The organism is Mesorhizobium ciceri biovar biserrulae (assembly GCF_001618845.1).
GTDB classification, from domain to species: Bacteria; Pseudomonadota; Alphaproteobacteria; order Rhizobiales; family Rhizobiaceae; genus Mesorhizobium; species Mesorhizobium ciceri.
Genome location: NZ_CP015064.1, coordinates 1,678,697 through 1,697,866 on the forward strand (window position 1 = coordinate 1,678,697; position 19,170 = coordinate 1,697,866).

General features: G+C 63.5%; 11 protein-coding genes. 4 read left to right on the forward strand and 7 right to left on the reverse strand.

The genetic code is table 11. The features are described 5' to 3' along the window. Positions 1-44 precede the first annotated feature (44 nt). Entirely contained in the window at positions 45-2,099 is a 2,055-nt protein-coding gene (locus tag A4R29_RS07445; RefSeq protein ID WP_024502581.1) for a bifunctional aldolase/short-chain dehydrogenase, read from the reverse strand. 91 nt (positions 2,100-2,190) lie between these two features. Next, the gene (locus A4R29_RS07450) at positions 2,191-3,156 is read right to left on the reverse strand and encodes a sugar-binding transcriptional regulator (RefSeq protein ID WP_063171613.1); all 966 of its coding nucleotides are present in this window, start codon (positions 3,154-3,156) and stop codon (positions 2,191-2,193) included. A gap of 190 nt (positions 3,157-3,346) precedes the next feature. Between A4R29_RS07450 and A4R29_RS07455 the strand changes: the two genes are divergently transcribed. From A4R29_RS07455 to A4R29_RS07470, 4 genes are all read left to right on the forward strand, one after another. Beyond that, the gene (locus A4R29_RS07455; RefSeq protein ID WP_063171614.1) at positions 3,347-4,987 is read left to right on the forward strand and encodes an acyl-CoA synthetase; all 1,641 of its coding nucleotides are present in this window, start codon (positions 3,347-3,349) and stop codon (positions 4,985-4,987) included. A gap of 452 nt (positions 4,988-5,439) precedes the next feature. Beyond that, complete coding sequence (locus A4R29_RS07460; RefSeq protein WP_013532915.1) at positions 5,440-6,045, forward strand: TetR/AcrR family transcriptional regulator; 606 nt, start codon at positions 5,440-5,442, stop codon at positions 6,043-6,045. 56 nt (positions 6,046-6,101) lie between these two features. Next, positions 6,102-7,253 carry an efflux RND transporter periplasmic adaptor subunit gene (locus A4R29_RS07465; protein WP_013532914.1) on the forward strand — a complete coding sequence of 384 codons (1,152 nt, stop codon included), beginning with the start codon at positions 6,102-6,104 and terminating at the stop codon, positions 7,251-7,253. Positions 7,254-7,452: 199 nt separating this feature from the next. Further along, entirely contained in the window at positions 7,453-10,599 is a 3,147-nt protein-coding gene (locus A4R29_RS07470) for an efflux RND transporter permease subunit (RefSeq protein WP_063171615.1), read from the forward strand. 68 nt (positions 10,600-10,667) lie between these two features. On the opposite strand, the gene A4R29_RS07475 is transcribed toward A4R29_RS07470, so the two are convergent. From A4R29_RS07475 to A4R29_RS07495, 5 genes are all read right to left on the reverse strand, one after another. After that, entirely contained in the window at positions 10,668-12,377 is a 1,710-nt protein-coding gene (locus A4R29_RS07475; protein ID WP_024502584.1) for a trimethylamine N-oxide permease, read from the reverse strand. Between the two features lie 390 nt (positions 12,378-12,767). Continuing rightward, positions 12,768-15,137 (reverse strand): trimethylamine N-oxide demethylase, encoded by a 2,370-nt coding sequence (locus A4R29_RS07480; protein WP_063171616.1) that lies wholly within the window; start codon positions 15,135-15,137, stop codon positions 12,768-12,770. 146 nt (positions 15,138-15,283) lie between these two features. Continuing rightward, a complete protein-coding gene (locus A4R29_RS07485) occupies positions 15,284-15,907 on the reverse strand; it encodes a sarcosine oxidase subunit gamma (protein WP_063173614.1) in 624 nt (207 codons plus the stop codon). Beyond that, positions 15,900-18,881, reverse strand: a complete 2,982-nt coding sequence (locus tag A4R29_RS07490; RefSeq protein WP_063171617.1) for a sarcosine oxidase subunit alpha — start codon at positions 18,879-18,881, stop codon at positions 15,900-15,902. Before A4R29_RS07490 ends, A4R29_RS07485 begins: the two co-directional genes overlap by 8 nt. Continuing rightward, positions 18,881-19,156 (reverse strand): sarcosine oxidase subunit delta, encoded by a 276-nt coding sequence (locus A4R29_RS07495; RefSeq protein WP_024502588.1) that lies wholly within the window; start codon positions 19,154-19,156, stop codon positions 18,881-18,883. Before A4R29_RS07495 ends, A4R29_RS07490 begins: the two co-directional genes overlap by 1 nt. Positions 19,157-19,170: the final 14 nt, after the last annotated feature.

Genomic DNA, 19,170 nt, shown 5'->3' on the forward strand with positions numbered 1-19,170 from the left:
CCGAATACCTTCGCCTGTTTTGCGTCAGTCTCGGCCGGTTTTCCCTACCGCAGCGCTGCCGCGATATTGCCGCCGTCGACGGTCGTCACGTCGGCGGTGGTGCGGTCGGCCAGCGCATGATGCAGGAAGGCCTGCGCCACGTCCTGCGCCGTCACTTCCTGGCCGAGCAGATTGCCGGACATGTAGTCCTTCTCCGACACGCCGCGCGCGCCTGAGCGGCTGGCAATCATGGCGTCGGTCAAAAGGCCCGAGCGGATGCGGTCGGCGTTGACGGCGTTCGAGCGGATGCCATGCGCGCCATAGTCGAGCGCGTACTGCCTGGACAGGAACAGCGTCGCCGCCTTCGGCACGCCATAGGCGCCGAACTTCGGGCCGGGGTTGACGGCCTGCTTGGAGGTGTTGAACAGAAGCACGCCGCCGGTGCCCTGCTCGAGCATGATGCGCACGGCATTCTGCGCCACCGATTGGTGGGCGAAGAAATTGAGCTCGAAACTCTTGCGCAAAAGTGCATCGTCGAGCTCGCCGATGCGGCCTTCCCAGGCGGCGCCGGCATTGGAAACCAGGATGTCGACACCGCCGAACACGGCGACCGCTTTGTCGAAGGCGGCACGCACCTGTGCCGGGTCGGTGATGTCTGCGGCGACGCCGATCGAATTGTTGCCGGCTTTCTTCGCTGCATCGGCGGCTTTTTCGGCGTCGAGATCGACGACGACGGCATGGGCGCCATTGTCGGCGAACAGCTTTGCCGTCGCTGCACCGATCGCGCCGGCACCGCCGGTGATCAGCACCACCTGGCCGGTCAGCGGCTTCGGCTTGTTGGAGGCGAGCTTGGCCTGTTCCAGCGACCAGTATTCGAGCGGGAACAGGTCGGCCTTGGAAAGCGGATGGAACCGGCCGACGGCCTCGGCGCCACGCACTGCCTCGATCCACATCTCACCGACATCCGACGCGATCTTCGCGTCCTTCAGGGTGCGGCCGTGGCCGAACATGCCGAGGCCGGGCACCAGCGTCAGCCGCGGCATCTGGTCAAGCATGGTGCGCTTGACGTCGTCGAGCGCATCATTGGTTTCGAAATAGGCGCGATAATCCTTGGCGAACGCGTCGACATGGCTCTTGATCACCGCCTTGTAGTCGCCGGCCTTGTCCGCGTCGGGCGCCGGCAGCGCCATCGGCCCGGTCTTGATGCGGATCGACAGATCGGGCGTCGAGACGCCGCGCCCGGCATAATCGGCGATCTCGGCTGAATTGATGAAATCGACAATTGCCGGCGAAGTGCGGAAATCGCTGACCATTCGGTCGAAGCGGCCTTCGCCGCGCGCTACCGCCACCGCGCCGCGCAGCATCGGCGCGATCGACGCCGGCGTCGCGAGCTTTGCCGGCAAGGCTGCCTTTGCCGCCTTCGGCTTGCCGCTTGCGGCAATATAGTCCTCGGCGACGTTCACATAATGGATCATCCGGTCGTAGGCCTGCTTCGCATCGTCGCCGAAGGTGAAGATGCCATGCTTGTCGAGGATCAGGCCCTCGACGTCAGGATCGGCGTCGAAGATGTCGGCAGCCGCCTTGGCGAGATCGAAGCCGGGCATGATGTAAGGCACGTAACCCATCTTGCTGCCGAAAACCGTCTTCACCAGCGGCTTGGAGTCCTCCTGGTCGACGATGGCGAGAATGGCGGTCGAGTGCGTGTGGTCGACGAATTTGTGCGGCAGGAAGGCATGCAGCAGCGTCTCGACCGACGGGTTGGGCGAGGACGGATCGATGAGGTTGACGCGTTGCAGGGCAACCATGTCCTCGTCGGCCAGCCTGTTCAGCGCGCGCGCCTTGAGCAGCGGCTTGAGCTTGACCGCCGGCAGGCCCTGCGGCTCGATGACGCCCATGTCCCAGCCGCTGCCCTTGACGCACAGCACGTCCCACTGGTCGCCGACGAGGTCGGTTGCCGTCGTCTTGCAAGAGGTGTTGCCGCCGCCATGCAGGACCAGCCGTGGTTCGCCGCCGAGCAGCCGGGTCGTGTAGACGCGCAGCGCCAGGTCGCGGCCGACACCCTTTTTCGCGTAGTCTGCGACGAGTTTTTCGGCGGCTTCGTCATTCCACAAATTCTTCATGTTCGCTTCGTCCGGTTGTTTGTCTTTGATGGTGAAACAGGAATGCCGCGACGCTTTGATGACAATGCGCCGGCGGCGGAGATGGGATTTCCTAGGAGGCCTTTTCTGTCGTGGCAGCCGCATGATCCAGAAGCCGCTGCGCCATGTGCGCGCCGACCACCAGATGCGTGCAAAGGCCGCCGGCGATCGCCGCGAGCAGCGGTTCGAACTTGCTGTCCTCCTGCACCACCACCAACCGCCTGGCGATGGCGCGCAGCGATGCAAGCTCGGCGGAGATCACCCGCCTGTTATAACTGCAGTCGAGCACCTTGCCCTCGGCGTCTATGATCTGCCCGGCAATCACGCCGGCAGCGCCTTGGCTGCGCAGATCCGCCATTTCGCTTGGCGTCAGCGCGCCGCATTTGACCAGATGGCTGTCGGCGTCGACCGCGCCGACCGAGTATAACGCCAGGTCGCATTCGCCGACACCCGACAATTGTTCCCGGATCACCGGCTCGGCACGCAGCGCACGCGCAAGTTCTTCCGTAGACAGCACCAGCGGCGCGTAGAAATTGAGCCCTTTGGCGTTGAGCCGCCGCGCGATTTCCATAGTGCATTGGTCGGGGCGATAGGAATAGGGCGCGCCGAGATTGCCGCAGAGCTGCACCACCGTGACATCCTGCAGATCGGCATAGGACATGACGTCGGCAATCATATAGACGGTGCGGCCCCAGGCGACGCCGATGCGGGCGCCCTTCTTGACCAGTTCGAGAAAGACGCTCGCCGCCAGCACGGCGATTTCCGTCGACGGGTCGGCAATATGATCATTCTCCGGCGCGATCCAGACGGCGTCGAGGCTCAGCGTATCCTCGAGCTTGCGCGCCAGCACGTCGTCGGTGAAAAGCTGGGTCGAAGTCGAGATGTTGACGATGCCGGTCTCGCGCGCCTTGCGCAGGTACATGGCGACCGAGGCACGGGAAATGTTAAGCTGGCTCGCCACCTGGTCCTGCCGCAGGCCATGGGCATAGTAGAGCCAGGCGGCCTTGTGGATGAGTTGTTCTGCCGGTCGGATCGCCATGCCGTCTCCTCAGCTGACATTATTCACGGCTCTCGACAAAAGTCAAACTGGGCAGAGGTATGCGATGCTCCCGCTTGCGCCGAATCTGGTTCATCATTGTGCCGAATGCGCTCTGTCGTGGCATCGTTTGTGGTGACGCGGCCCAAGCCTGTGATTAGAACGTCTGAAAGAAAATCGCGGGGAGCATGGGATGGGCAATCCTTACGACCAGGATCTCGACAAGAACGCCGCCAACCATCAGCCGCTGACGCCGCTCACCTATCTGGAGCGCGCGGCCAAGACCTATCCCGACCATATCGCCATCATCCATGGCCGCCAGCGCATCGACTATCGCACTTTCTGGCAGCGGTCGCTGAAGCTTGCCTCGGCCCTTCAGAAGCGCGGCATCGGCAAGGGCGACACCGTCACCGTCATGCTGTCAAACACGCCGCCGATGCTGGAGGCGCATTTCGGCGTGCCGATGACCAAGGCGGTGCTGCATTCGCTCAACACCCGCCTCGATGCGGCGGTCATCGCCTTCCAACTCGATCATGCCGAGACCAAGGTGCTGATCGTCGACCGCGAATTCTCCGGCGTCGTCAAGCAGGCCCTGGAACTGGCCAGGGTCAAGCCGCTGGTCATCGACTATGACGATCCCGAATACGCCGCCGACGCGCCGTACCCAAAGGGCGAGCGGGTAGGCTCACTGGACTATGAGGCATTTGTCGCAGGCGGCGACGCGGACTTCGCCTGGTCGATGCCCGACGACGAGTGGGATGCGATTTCGCTCAACTACACGTCCGGAACGACGGGCAATCCGAAGGGCGTCGTCTACCACCATCGCGGTGCGGCCCTGATGGCCTACACCAACACCATCCATGCCGGCATGGCCAAGCACGCGGTCTATTTGTGGACGCTGCCGATGTTCCACTGCAATGGCTGGTGCTTTCCCTGGACGCTCGCCGTCCAGGCCGGCACCCATGTCTGTCTGCGCTGGGTGCGGCCGAAGCCGATCTACGATGCGATCGCCGATCAGGGCGTCACCCATCTGTGCGGCGCGCCGGTCGTCATGTCGGTGCTGATCAATGCCAGGGACGAGGACAAGCGCGCATTTCCGCAGACGGTCACTTTCAACACGGCTGCAGCACCCCCGCCGGAAGCCGTGCTGTCGGGGATGGCGGATGCCGGCTTTGCCGTCACCCATCTCTACGGCCTGACCGAGACCTATGGCCCGGCGGTCGTCAACGAATGGCACGGCGCCTGGGATGATCTCGAAAAGGGCGAGCGCAGCGCCAGGAAGGCGCGGCAGGGCGTGCGCTATGCAGCGCTCGAAGGCCTGACGGTCATGGACCCCGAGACGATGCGGACGACACCGGCCGACGGCGAGACAATCGGCGAGGTCATGTTCCGCGGCAACATCGTCATGAAGGGCTACCTGAAAAACCGCAAGGCGAGCGACGAAGCCTTCGCCGGCGGCTGGTTCCATTCCGGCGATCTCGGCGTCATGCACCCCGATGGCTACATCCAGCTCAAGGACCGCTCCAAGGACATCATCATCTCCGGTGGCGAGAACATTTCCTCTATCGAGGTCGAGGACGCGCTCTACAAGCACCCGTCGGTTGCCTCTTGCGGCGTCGTCGCCAGGCCCGACGACAAATGGGGCGAAGTGCCTGTTGCCTATGTCGAGCTGAAACCCGGCAAGGTCGCGACCGAAGCCGAGATCATCGATCACTGCCGCGCGCTGCTTGCCCGGTTCAAAGTGCCGAAGGCGGTCATCTTCGCCGAAATCCCGAAAACCTCGACCGGCAAGATCCAGAAATTCCGGCTACGCGAGATGGCCAAGGGGGCTTAGCTGCATCGCCACCCATGCTTCGCCTCGACAATTTGTCGCGGGCTTCGTCATCCTAGGGTGTAGCAGTCGCGAGCGACGTCGCGGAAACCCGGGAGCTGCTCCGCAGCCCAAGGGATCCATGCCGTCACCTTGCGGCCGAGCTCCGACAGTCGAGAATGGCGGCTGCAGGCTACAGCTCGCTGACCGGTGTAACCTGTTGATCCGTCGCACTCTTTGACCAACGCCGCGGCATGGATCCTAGGGTCTGCGCCGCGTCGCTTCGCTCCTTGCTTCGCCCTAGGATGACGAATTCATCAGGGCCAGCCGCTAACAGCGATCGTCGATTCCACCTTCTCACTGTCACCATCTGTCATCATTCGTACGTGTATACCGAATCCGCATTGACAGGTCCTTCTTTTCGATTTACGAGTGATGAAAATCAAAATTCGTCACTCGTAAATCGATAGAGGATCATGTCCGAAGCCGCCACCATAGTCGCCGAAGCCGCCCGACAGGAAAATGTAACGCGCATTCTCGATTGCGCCGAGCGCCTGTTCCGGCACTATGGCTACGGCAAGACCAATGTCGCCGACATTGCGCGTGAGCTCGGCATGTCGCCGGCCAACATCTACCGTTTCTTCGCCTCCAAGGTCGAAATCCACCAGGCCGTCTGCGGCCGGATGCTCGGCGCCAGCTACAAGATGGCCTACGAGATTTCGCGCCTGCCGATCAGCGCCGAGGAGCGGCTCCGGCGCTACGTGCATGCGCAATACAAGATGACGATGGAGGTCATGCTCGACGACCAGAAGGTCCACGAGATGGTCATCGTCGCCCTCGAACGGGATTGGGGTGTGATCGACAAGCATGTCGACAGCATTCACGACCTGTTCGCGGAAATCATTCGTGACGGGATCGAGGCCGGTGAGTTCAGAAAACAGGATCCGGTTATCGCGTCTCGCTGTTTCGGCGCCGCGACCGTCATCCTGTGTCACCCGCAGATGGTGGCGCAATGCCTTGCCAAGACCAACCGGGCAATGCCTGACGACCTCGTCGACTATGCAATCAAGGCCTTGAAGTAGCCTCCGCCCGTCGGGCGCCGGTTTCAACGATTCATCTCCATTTCGGGAGTACGCGCGTGTCTTCGTTCAGTTCAATCATCGGCAGGTTGCCCGCTGTAGGCCCGGTGCTGCTTGTCACCGCCACCCTCGGGCTTGCCGGCTGCAGCCAGGAAAAAGCCGAAGTCAAGGATATCATCCGCCCGGTCAAGGTTGTCGAGATCGCGAAGGTACATGACACCCGCACGCTCTCCTATTCCGGGTCGGTGAGGGCCCGCACCGAGAGCGCTCTGGCATTCCGCGTCAATGGCAAGATCACCGAGCGCCTCGTCGATATCGGCCAGCATGTGGCCTCGGGCGATGTGCTCGCCCGCATCGATCCCATTGACTACGACCTTTCGGTCAAGAGCGCGCAGGCAGCGCTCGATGCCGCCGAGCGGCAGGTCGAGACCGTGGAACTCGCCCGCAAGCGTGCCGAGCAGCTTTTTGCCAAGAATTTTGCCCCGAAATCACAGCTCGAACAGGCGACCTTGACCTATGACCAAGCGGTCGCCACCCGTGATTCCGCCCTTTCGACACTGGCTCAGGCGAAGAACCAGGTCGGTTATACCGACCTCAAGGCCGACAGGGATGGCATCGTCACCACGGTCAGCGCCGACGTTGGCCAGGTGGTCGGTTCCGGCACGCCGGTTGTCACTGTCGCTGTCGACGGCGAAAAGGAAGTGCTGATCGCCGTCCCCGAAATGGAAATCGCCGAATTCAAGCCGGGCAAGGCGGTCAAGGCGGGCTTCTGGTCGGACGATGCGCTGGCGCTCGACGGCAAGGTCCGCGAAGTCGCCGGCAGCGCCGATCCGCAATCACGCACCTTTGCCGTCCGCGTCAGCCTGCCCAACGATCCGCGTGTGCTGCTCGGCATGACCGCCAGCATCGAAGCCACGGCGGCCAATGAGCGGCAGCTGGTCTCGATCCCCCTGAGCGCACTGGCCGAGCAAGGCACCCAATCGATCGTCTGGACCGTCGATCGTGGCGCCGACACCGTTCATGCTCGTCCGATCAAGGTTGCCGAGTTCGCCGCCGATGGCGTGCGTGTCGCGGAGGGTTTGAAACCCGGCGATGTCGTGGTCGCCGCCGGCACGCAATTCATGACCGAGAACCTCAAGGTGAAGCTCGCCGGTGATACGGCGCTGCAATCGGCATCCGCGGCGGACGGCGACGCCAAGCAGGTGCGCTGACGACAGACAACCGGCTGCGCGTTCCCGCAGCCGCTGGTTTCCGGGCGGCAGGCGCCCGACCGAGACGCTCGATTGATGTAACCCCCACATCGATTTCGCGTCCCACCGCGATGAGTGCTTCTCCGCTGGGAGAGCCTTGCCGCCCGGAAGCCACTACGAACCCTCGATTTTGTTGCGCTAGATAGATGGACCAGCGTCGATGACCAATTCCACGGAAGAGAAGCGGCCCTTCAACCTGTCGCGCTGGGCAATCGGCCATCCCGCCATTGCGCGGTTCCTGTTCGGCCTGATCATCATTTCCGGCGCGCTCGGCCTGATGCGCATGGGCCAGAAGGAAGATCCCGATTTCACCTTCCGGGTCATGGTCGTCCAGGCGATCTGGCCGGGCTCCTCGATCCAGGAGATGGAAGATCAGGTCGTCAACAAGATCGAACGCAAGCTGCAGGAAACGCCGCATCTCGATTTCGTGCGTTCGTTTACCCGCGCCGGCAGCGCCATCATCACCGTGCAGATCAAGGGCGACACCAACACCGCCGAGGTGACCGACGCCTTCTACCAGGTGCGCAAGAAGGTCAGTGACATTGCCGGTGACTTGCCGCAAGGTCTGCTCGGCCCCTATTTCAACGACGAATTCGGCGACACCTTCATCACCCTGCATTCGATCAGCGGCGATGGCTTCAGCTATCCCGAGCTGAAGAAGTTCGCCATCCAGGCGCGCGACATGCTTTTGACGACGCCCGGCGTCGAAAAAGCCGTTATCATCGGCGACCAGCCTGAAAAGCTCTATATCGACGTCTCGTCCAAGGCCCTGGCCGAACGGGGCCTGACGCTGACCGATCTGCAGAATGCGATCAAGGGACAGAACAATGTCGACCCGGCCGGCTCCGTCGATACAGGCACCAACTCGGTGCGCATTTCCGTCGAGGGCGATGTCGGCAAGGTCGAGGATATCAGGAACCTGCGCCTGCGCGCCGGCGGTCAGGTCACGAGGCTGGGCGACATCGCCACGGTGAGTTCGGGGTTGCAGGATCCGTTCCAGCGAAAGTACCGCTTCAACGGTCACGACAGCGTGCAGTTGGGCGTCGTCATGGCCAAGGGCTTCAAGGTTACCGATGTCGGCAAGGATGTCGAGGCCACCTACAAGCGCTTCGAAGAGGCGCTGCCCTACGGCGTTGCGGTCGACCAGATCTCCGACCAGCCGGGCGTCGTCACCGATGCGGTGGCGGAGTTCATGCATGCGCTTGGCGAAGCGTTGCTGATCGTGCTCGTGGTCTCGTTCCTGTCGATCGGTTGGCGTTCCGGCCTGGTCATCGCCATCGCCATCCCGCTGGTGCTGGCCGCGACCTTCGCCATCATGTACGAGCTCGGCATCGACCTGCAGCGCATCTCGCTCGGCGCGCTGATCATCGCGCTCGGTCTTCTGGTCGACGACGCGATGATCGTCGTCGAGATGATGGAGCGCAAGCTGGAGGAGGGAATGGTCAAGGTCGAGGCGGCGAGCTTCGCCTATTCCTCGACCGCCTTCCCGATGCTGACCGGCACGCTGATCACCACGGCCGGCTTTATTCCGGTCGGCTTCGCGGCCTCGACCGCCGGCGAATATGTCCGCACGCTGTTCTATGTCGTCGGCATCGCGCTGATCGTCTCCTGGTTCGTCGCGGTCTATTTCACGCCATGGCTCGGCAACATGATCCTCAAGCAGCGCAAGCATGCCGGCAGCCATCACGATGTCTTCGACACGCGTTTCTACCGCCGGCTTCGTGCCACCGTCAGCTGGGCCGTGCGCCATCGCATCATCGTCCTGGTGATGACGCTGGTCACCTTCGGCACCAGCCTGTGGGCTTTCCAGTTCATTCCGCAGAACTTCTTCCCGCAATCGTCGCGGCCGGAAATCCTCGTCGACCTTTGGCTGCCGGAAGGCACCAGCATCAAGGAAGTCGAGGCGCAGGCCAAGGCGCTCGAGACCAAGATGATGGACGACAAGGACAAGCGTTTCATCGCCACCTATATCGGCGAGGGCGCGCCGCGCTTCTTCCTGCCGCTCGACCAGCAGCTGAGCAACCCCAACTTTGCCCAGTTGCTCGTCATGGCCAATGACGAACCGGCTCGCGAGCGTCTGATCGTCAAGTTGCGCACCGTTCTGGCGCAAGACTTCCCGTCCATCCGTGCCAAGGTCGATCGTCTGTTCCTCGGTCCGCCGACCGGCTGGCCGGTGCAGATGCGCGTCATGGGGCCGGATCGCCAGGAGGTGCGCCGCATCGCCGACCAGGTGAAGGCGAAGTTCCGTGAAGATCCGCTGCTTGGCGCCGTGCATGATGACTGGCTGGAGCCGGTTCCGGCGATGAAGCTGGTCATCGACCAGGATCGTGCCCGCGCACTCGGCGTTACCTCGCAGCGCATCCGCCAGATGCTGCAGGCGACGATGTCCGGCGCGCCGCTCGACGACTTCCGCGACGGCGAGGAGACGGTGTCCATCGTCGCCCGCGAGCCGAATGCCAGCCGCAGCCTGCTGTCCTCGGTCGACTCGGTCTATATCCCGACCGACTTCGGCGGTTTCGTGCCGCTGTCGCAGGTGGCCAAGGTGGTGCCGGTGCTGGAGCAAGGCATCGAATGGCGCCGCGACCGCCTGCCGACCATCAGCGTGCGCGCCACCTTGCCCGACGGCGTGCAGTCCAACGACGTCGTCACCAAGATGTACAACGACATGAAGGACCTGCGTGCGGGTCTGGCGCCCGGTTACAAGATCGAAATCCAGGGCGGTGCGGAGGATTCGGCGGAAAGCCAGGCTTCGATCGCCGCCAAGGCACCGATCATGCTGGCCGTCATTGTCGTGCTTTTGATGATCCAGCTGCAGAACTTCGGCAAGGCGATGCTGGTGCTGGCGACCGGTCCGCTTGGCATTATCGGTGCTGCCGCGGCACTCCTGATCAGCGGTGCGCCGTTCGGCTTCGTCGCCATTCTCGGCGTCATCGCGCTGCTCGGCATCATCATGCGCAACTCGATCATCCTGGTCGACCAGATCGACCAGGACATCGCCGCGGGCATGGACCGCTACGAGGCCATCATCGGTTCGGCCGTTCGCCGTTTCCGGCCGATCACGCTGACGGCGCTGACGGCGGTGCTGGCGCTGATCCCGATCTCGCGCGGCGTCTTCTGGGGTCCGCTCGCCTACGCCATGATGGGCGGCATCCTGGTTGCCACGGTGCTGACCATCCTGGTCCTGCCGGCCGGTTACGCCCTGTTCTTCGGCCGGGAGCCGAAAAAGCGCGGGGCGGAGGGACGGACGGACGATCTGGAACTGAGCCAGGAAGCCGAAAAGCCGCAACTGGCGCTGGCCGCCGAATAGATCGATCACGCCAGTCGAAAAGGATCGGGCGCGCCGAAGCGCGCCCGATCCTTTTCCTTTTTATGAGGTCAGATGACGAAGAACCAGTTGGCGAGCAGCATCACCACCACGCCGGCGACCAGCGTCAGATAGGGCAGCATGCCCGCCTTTTTGACCGAGAGGTCGGCCCCCGTCATGCCGAGATCGGCCAGCATGTGGTCGGGGAACTTGCCCTTGTCCTGAATGTAGTGTCGGAAGCAGAACACCGGGATGATCAGCGCTGCCGTGATCAGGCCGGCCCACAGCGCCATCGGGTTCCATACCTTGGCACCGGCGCCCATGAAGATCGCGTTGACATAGGCGAAGATCGCCCCGATCCCGAGCAGCCAGCTCGGCGCCTTCCAGGGCCGTGCGATATGGCCGTTGTCGATGCGGTGGATCCAGCCGGCGTTGAGGTTGAGGAAGTTGAAGATGATGTAACCGCAATTCGACACGGCGAGGATGAAGAAGAAGCTCGTCGCGTCGGCCGAGGCGATGGCCAGCACGATCAGGTTGAAGACGAGATCGGTCCACATTGCCCGTGTCGGCGCACCATGTTCGTTGACATGGCTGAGATAGCGCGGCAGCCAGCCGTCGACCGAGCCCTGGTAGAGCGTACGCGAAGAGCCGGCCATGGCCGTCATGATGCACAGCACCAGCGCCAGGATCATCAGCATCACCAACAGGCTGTGGACTAGCGCGCCGCCGCCGACCATGCCGGCCAGCGCGTCGGCGACCCCGGAGCCGTCGACGATCGGCGTCGCCAGCATACCGTTGAGGCCAAGCACGCCCTGGAAGGTGAACGGCACCAGGATGAACAGCAGCATGCACAGAAGGCCGGAATAGAAAATCGCCTTGAACGTGTCGGTGCCGGGGTTCTTGAACTCGGATGTGTAGCAGACGGCGGTCTCGAAGCCGTAGGTCGACCAGGCGGCGATGAACATACCACCAAGCACCAGCGTCCAGCCGGCGATGTTCCAGGCACCGGGCTCGGGCGCGTAGGCTGCGGCCAGCGGCACCAGCGGCGAAAAATTCGCCCAGTTGATCTGGCCGGTGACGATCGGCACCACGCCGACGATCAGCATCGGGACGATGACCAAGAGGCCGATATATTTCTGCACATTGGCGGTGCCGAGAATGCCGCGATGCTGGATCGCAAAGATGATCAGCATCAGCACTGCGCCGATGAAGAAGGTCGCGTTGAAGGTGAACGAGACCGGTCCCAGCGTGTGGCTGTAAAGCGTCCAGTTGCGGATTGCCGGCGTCGCCGCCGCGGTCACCGCTGTGATGGCGTCGGCGGCACTCGTCCCGGCATGCGCGGCGATATAGGCGACGACATCGGGTGAGGTTTCGGTGAACAGCGGCACTGGCGCCAGCGCGTTGAGGATGTAGGCGGCGGCGATCGAGCAGCCGAGCGACAGCACCGGCGACCAGGCGAACCAGTTGCACCAGACAGACAGCGGCGCGATGAACTTGGAATAGCGCAGCCAGGCGGTGGCGCCGTAGATCGACGCGCCGCCCGACTTGTTCGGAAACAGGCCGGCGATTTCGGCATAGGTGAAGGATTGCAGGAAGCCCATGATCATGGAGAAGATCCAGATCGCGAAGGCCAGCGTGCCGGTCGTGCCGGCAATGCCGCCGATCGAGAACAGGACCAGGGCCGGCACGCCGCTCGCCACCCAGAAGGCGCCGCGCCAGTCGATATTTCGGTGCAACTTGCCTTCGGCAAGCGGCTCCAGGACAGTCGTTATCGTGCTCATATGTCTTTGTTCCCCATTTTGATGTTCCCCGTTCGTGACGGCCGCGACTTCGCGAGGCTTCATCATCGACGCATGCTTTGGGCGGCTGTCGGTGTTTCCACTCAGTCGCATTTTTTTCTTAACAGTGAAGATTGATCCGGCGCGCTTTCAGGTCAAGCGATTTGTCGCGCCGTGCACATCACGCTTGCGAAACATGTCGGCTTCACACTGCCGCGGTGGGATTGTTCGGAAAAGGACCAAGGGTCAGGAAGCGAAAAACCCGCCGGAGGCGGGTCGCGGCGCAAATCAGCACCATGGACGAATATGTAGCATAGCTGCCCTCAGCAGGTCAAGAAAAAATTCCTATCACGAACTGCAGCACGGCCTCACTGTCTTGGGAGGGAAGGGCCGTCAGGAACGCGGTTTGGTCTTTTGCGGATCGTAGTGGGCGAAGGCGACGACTCGCGCCGGCAGCCGCTTGGCATGGCCGTCGAGCTTGCCGATCTCGACCTCGGTACCGACAGCCGAATGGGTGACATCGAGCCTGGCCAGCGCGATGGTCTTGTTCAGCACCGGCGAGCGCATGCCTGACGTGACCACGCCGATCTGGGCACGGCCGACATGCACGCAATCGCCATGGCCGACGTCGACATTGGCGTCGATGTCGAGACCGACCAGCTTCGTCTGCGGGTGCTCCTTGCGGCGGATCAGCGCCTCGCGGCCGACGAAATCGTCGGTCTTGCTCTTCAGCGGCACAGTGAAGCCGATGCCGGCCTCGAACGGATCGGTCTGGTCGGAAAATTCGTATCCGGCGAAGATCAACCCGGCCTCGATGCGCACCATGTCCAGCGCCTGCAGTCCCATCGGCTTCAGCCCGTGCGGCTGGCCGGCTTCCCAGATGGCGTCGAAGACCTTTTCGGCGTCGCGCGGATGGCACCAGATCTCGTAGCCGAGCTCGCCGGTATAGCCGGTGCGCGAGACGACGACCGGAATGCCGTTGCCGCCACCAATGCGGGCGACGGCGAAGCGGAACCAATCGAGTTCGTCGATCGACGGCTGCAGCGGCGAGGTCCAGATCACCTCCCTGAGGATGTCGCGGCTCTTCGGTCCCTGCACGGCGACATTGTGCATCTGGTCGGTGGAGGAACGCACAAGGACATTGAGGCCGAGTTTTGTCGCCGTCTCGCGCAGCCACTCGCCAGACAGATCGTCGCCGCCGACCCAGCGGAAATTGTCCTTGCCCAGCCGCAGCAGGGTGCCGTCATCAATCATGCCGCCATGCTCGTAGCACATGGCCGAATAGACCACCTGGCCAACGCCGAGCTTCTTGACGTCGCGGGTCAGCGTGTATTGCAGCAGCGCTTCGGAATCCGGGCCGGTGACCTCGAACTTGCGCAGCGGCGACAGGTCCATGATCACCGCGTCTTGGCGGCAGGCCCAGTATTCGGCGATCGGCCCGTCCTTGGCGAAGGAATTGGCGAGCCAATAGCCCTTGTACTCCTGAAAGTTGCGGGTGTGCTTGGCAAAGCTCGAATGAAAAGCGGTCTCGCGGGTCATTTTCGGTTCCGAATCGGGCGTCATGCGTCTGGCGATCGCTCGCGAGAATTTGTGCTGGCCGGAATAGGTCCGCACATGGATGTCGGTCGGGTTCCAGCCATTGGCCGGCGTCGTGTCGTCGGGGCAGGCGGAGGAAACGCAAACGATGTCGGTGAGCGCCCTGAGCAGCACATAGTCGCCCGCCCGCGACCACGGCTCGTCGGACACCATGACGCCATGCGCGTCGATCGCCGTGTTGAAGAAGAAGTTGATCGCCATCCAGCCCGCGCGGGGATTGACGCCCTTGCCGGCCAGAGCGCCGTTGAAATTCTCCGAACAGTTGGTGTGTCCGGGATAGCCGATGTCGTCGTAATATTTGGCGGCGCAGGCGAGCGCGAAGGCGTCGTGCCGGCCGCATGTGTCCTGCACCACCTCGACCAGCGGCTCCATGTCCTGGTCATAGTATTTGGAATGCAGGCCGGGCATCGGGTAGCTCGCACCCATGAGCGTGCGCGTCGTCGTCACGTCGAGCGGATGATCCAGTCCCCTGTCCAGCTTGCGCGCCGAAAAGCACTGGAAATCGGTGCATTGGCGCCCGTCGACATCGATGATCTGCAGATAGTCGCCAGCCCTAACGAAATAGGCCTCCGCGGTCGCCGAATGGACGCGCAAATCGAGCACCGGGTCGGCAAGCGGATCAGCCAATACCGATTTCGCCGCCGGGCGGATCGTGGCGCGGCGAACGAAGACGGTCAGCGGTGTCGCCGTGTCATGACCATCGACCAGCATCGGCCCGCCGGGGGCGGCAATCAGCACCGCACCATCGCGTGCGACGGTGAAAGCCTGCTCGGTGCCGGCCGGTGTCGTGACGCCGAACACCCGCACGGCCTTGGCGTGGTCAAGCTGCACCTGCCGGCGGGCGAGTCCGCTCCGCAGGGATGCGAGACTGTCGTCGCCCTCTATGAGCAGCGCTTTGATGCCGGCAGCGTTGCTGTTCGATGCTTCACCAAAAATGCCGGGATCGGTCGCGCCGGTCCTGTCCCAGGCCAGAAGTTCGCAGGCCTGGCCGCCTTCGACATTGCGCACGGTGATCGCGTCGCCGGCCTCGATGTCGATCAGCACCGCGCCGTTGCCCTGGATCGTATAACGCTCCATGCCCGGCGGCAGCGCGATCTGGCCGGGCCTCAGGATGAGGCTAGGCTTGGGCGGTCCGGCAGCAATTGCGGGGTAGGGCGACTGGCTCATCTCAGCCTTGCGGTTCGAGAAACAAGTTTGCCTGTGCGTGAAATTATTTTAGCAGCGAGAATAGCAGTGCGGTTGGGTTTGGCAAGGCGGAGGTGGCGCGCTTTGCCTTCTCCCCTTGTTGTGGGAGAAGGGAAGACTAGCCAAGGCTAAGCCGGTCTCTCTGTATGGTTGATGTCGACGCCGTACTCCGCGCCCGAATCCAGCATCGTATGCCAAAGGCTCTCGGCAAACGTCGCAAACATCAGAACGTTGAACACCGCCTGCCCATCCGTCCGATCACTGTCGCGCCAGAGCGTGACGCTGGTGTGATCCATCGACGTCGCGGCGGCGGCGCCAACCGGAAACGAATCGGGATGCAAATCGATCGACGACAGTTTCGCCAGCATTGTCCGCGCCTTGGCGCCGGAGATGCTGACCAGAACCCGCGCATGCGACTGGTCCGACAGCGAGCCGGACAATGCGGGCTCCAGCGTCTGCATCGTGTGCTTGCCGCCCTTCGACAGCACGAAGAACTGGTCCGGTCCCGACCAGATCAGCGTTGCGTCCGAAGTCCGCACCGCCTTCGGCGCATCAGGGACAGCAACACCAAACCGAGCCTTGGCGGCTTGTCCCAGCTCGGCCGCCTGGCCGCGCCGCGCCATCACCTGGATCAGATCAAAATTGCGGATCTCGGTCAGCGAAATGCCGGCCTCGATACCGCGTGCGCCATCTGTACCGGTGACAAGCGCATGCTCGAGTGGGCTGCGAGAAACCCAGGAAAACTCAACCACGCTGGCGCCCTCCATCCGGGTCGTAGAAGACGGGATTGCAGAGTTCGACGTCATAGTCTTCGCCGCGCAATGGATCATGCGCGTGCACGATCTCGCCGATGCGTTCGCGGCCGCGTTCGACAAGCGCGAGCCCGATCCACTGATTCAACGTCGGCGAGAAGCAGACCGAGGTGACATAGCCCTGGTCGTTGCCGGGGCCGGGCGTCTGCCCCTTCGGGATGATGTGTGCGCCGGAGCGCAGCCGGCGTGTCTCGTCCGTCGGCTTGATGCCGACGACGACCTGGCGATCCGGGGCTACCAGCGCCTCGCGTCCGGCCATGACGCGGCCGATATAGTCTTTCTTGGTCGACATCATCTTGCCCAGACCAAGATCGGCCGCTGTCGTCGTGCCGCTCAGTTCCGGTCCGGCGATGTGGCCCTTTTCGACGCGCATGACGCCGAGCGCCTCGGTGCCGTAAGGCGTCACGCCGAATGGCGCGCCGGCCAGCATCAGATTGCGCGCCATCGCATCGCCGAAGCGTGCCGGTACCGAGATCTCGAAGGCCATTTCGCCGGAGAACGAGATGCGGAACAGCCGCGCCTTGAGGCCGCCGCGCAATGTCACTTCGCGCACGCCCATGAACGGAAAGCCTTCGTTGGAAAGGTCCTCGGACTCATCAACGATCTGTTTCAGCAACTCCCGCGCGCTCGGTCCGGCGATCGAGAACTGCGCCCACTGGTCGGAGACGGAAGTGAGCTGCACGTCGAGCTCCGGGAACAGCACCTGGCGGCAGAATTCGAGATGCTGCATCACCAGACCGGCCTTGGCCGTGGTGGTGGTGAGAAAATAGTGGTCTTCGGCCAGCCGCGACGTGGTGCCGTCGTCATAGACGATGCCGTCCTCGCGCAGCATCAGACCGTAGCGCGCCTTGCCCACTGCAAGACTGGAGAAGGTGTTGATGTAGACGCGGTCGAGGAAGGCGCCGGCATCCGGACCGTGCACGTCGATCTTGCCGAGCGTCGAGACATCGCAGAATCCGACGCCTGAGCGCACCGCCTTGACCTCGCGCGTCACCGATTCCAGCCAGTCCTTCTCGCCCGCGCGGGGGTACCACTGCGCCCGCTTCCACAGGCCGGTGTCGACGAAGACAGCACCTTGTTCCACGGCCCAGTGATGCGACGGCGTCAGCCGCGTCGCATGGAAAGTCTCGTCGCGGTGATGGCCGGCGAAGGCGCCGATGGCGACGGGCACGTAAGGCGGCCGGTAGATCGTTGTCCCGGTCTCGGGGATCGAACGGCCGCTGACCGCAGCCATGATGGCGAGGCCGGCGACATTCGAGGTCTTGCCCTGGTCGGTCGCCATGCCGAGCGTCGTGTAGCGCTTCAGGTGCTCGACCGATTCAAAACCTTCGCGCTGCGCCAGTTCGATGTCGGAAGCGGTGACATCGTGCTGGTAATCGACAAAGGCTTTTCCCTTGCCCGCGACATGCCAGAGCGGCGTCAGCGAAAAAGCCTCGTCATCGGCGGCAGGCGCGGCGCCCGCCGTACCATTGTGCCCCGTGTCACGCGCCGCTGCCGCGCCAGCGGCAAATCCCTGGCTCAGGCAGGCGCCGAGGCCAAAGTCGCCATTGGCGGCGCCCGCTGCGACCATACCGGGCGGCGCGCCGTCCGGTACGAAAGCAGCAATATCGTCGCGCCATTTCGGCCGTCCGCGATGGTAGGAGGTCAGCCCGACCGCCGGATTCCAGCCGCCGGAGACGGCAAGCCCGTCGGCTTCGACTTCCGCGCGCGCGCCGCCAGTCAGCGCTACCGCGACTTTCCTGACGCCGTCCTTACCGCCATCGACGCTGCTGACGGCTCCGTGCAGCACGGGGAAGCCGCCCTTCGAGGCCAGCGAACGATGCGCCGGCGATATTTCGGGCCGTGCATCGATGACCGCCGCGATCTGCAGGCCGGCACCGAGGGCCGCTTCGACTGTGCGCCAGCCATCCTCATTGTTGGTGAATAGCGCGATCCGTTTTGCCGGTGTGGCGGCGTAGCGCGCGACATAGGTGCGCATGGCGGAGGCCATCATCACGCCGGGCGTGTCGTTGCCGGCAAAGACGATCGGCCGTTCGATGGCGCCGGCTGCCACGACGCAGCGCTTCGCCACGATCCGCCACAGGCGCTGGCGCACCTGGTGCTCGGGCGGCGAGGGCAAATGGTCGTTGACCCGCTCAATGGCGCCATAGGTGCCGCCATCGTAGACGCCGAACAGCGTCGTGCGGGTCATGACGCGGACGTCGGGCATACCAGCCAGTTCAGCCAGCGTCCGCGAAATCCACTCGGCCGCGGGTTCGCCGTCGATCATTCCGCCATCCGACAGCAGACGGCCGCCGAGGACAAAATCCTCTTCGCACAGGATGACGCGGGCGCCAGAGCGGCCGGCTGCCAATGCCGCGGCCAGGCCAGCCGGGCCGGAGCCGGCGATCAGCACGTCGCAATGCGCCCATGCCTTGTCGTAATGGTCGGGATCGGCGATGCCGGCGGCACGGCCAAGGCCTGCGGCGCGGCGGATCGCCGGCTCATAGATAGCTTCCCAGAACTTCGCCGGCCACATGAATGTCTTGTAGTAGAAGCCGGCAACGAAGATCGGCGCGAACAGTTGGTTGACCGACATCACGTCGTGGCGCAGCGACGGCCAACGGTTCTGACTGGCGGCCTCGAGCCCGTCATAGAGTTCGGCCGTCGTCGCCTTGGTGTTCGGCTCGCGCCGTGCGCCGGTGCGCAGCTCGACCAGCGCATTGGGTTCTTCCGAGCCCGCAGTCAGGATGCCGCGCGGGCGATGGTATTTGAATGAGCGGCCGACCAGCTTGACGCCGTTGGCGATCAGCGCCGAGGCGAGCGTGTCGCCCTGGAAGCCGGAGAAAGCCTTGCCGTCGAAACGGAAGTTCAGCGGTGCCGAGCGGTCGACAAGCCCGCCATTGCCGAGCCGGTGTGTCTGCGCGCCGGCCATCACGCACCAACCTTCGCAGCGCCGGCACCAGCCGCCGGTTCGATGGAGGAAATCTCGTGCGTCAGCGTGTTGCGGGTGACCTTCAGCCAAGCCCGGCAACCACCGCCATGGTACCAATATTCGCTGGTCGCGCCGGCGACATTGTCGCGCAGATAGACATAGTCGAAGACCTCGTCTTCCGAGGCGCCGGCCTCGGGCCGCACCGGCTTGGCGTCGCCGAGATAGGTGAACTCGCCGAGTTCGCGTTCACCGCAGAAAGGACAGGCAATGCGCATTTCTTCTAAACCGC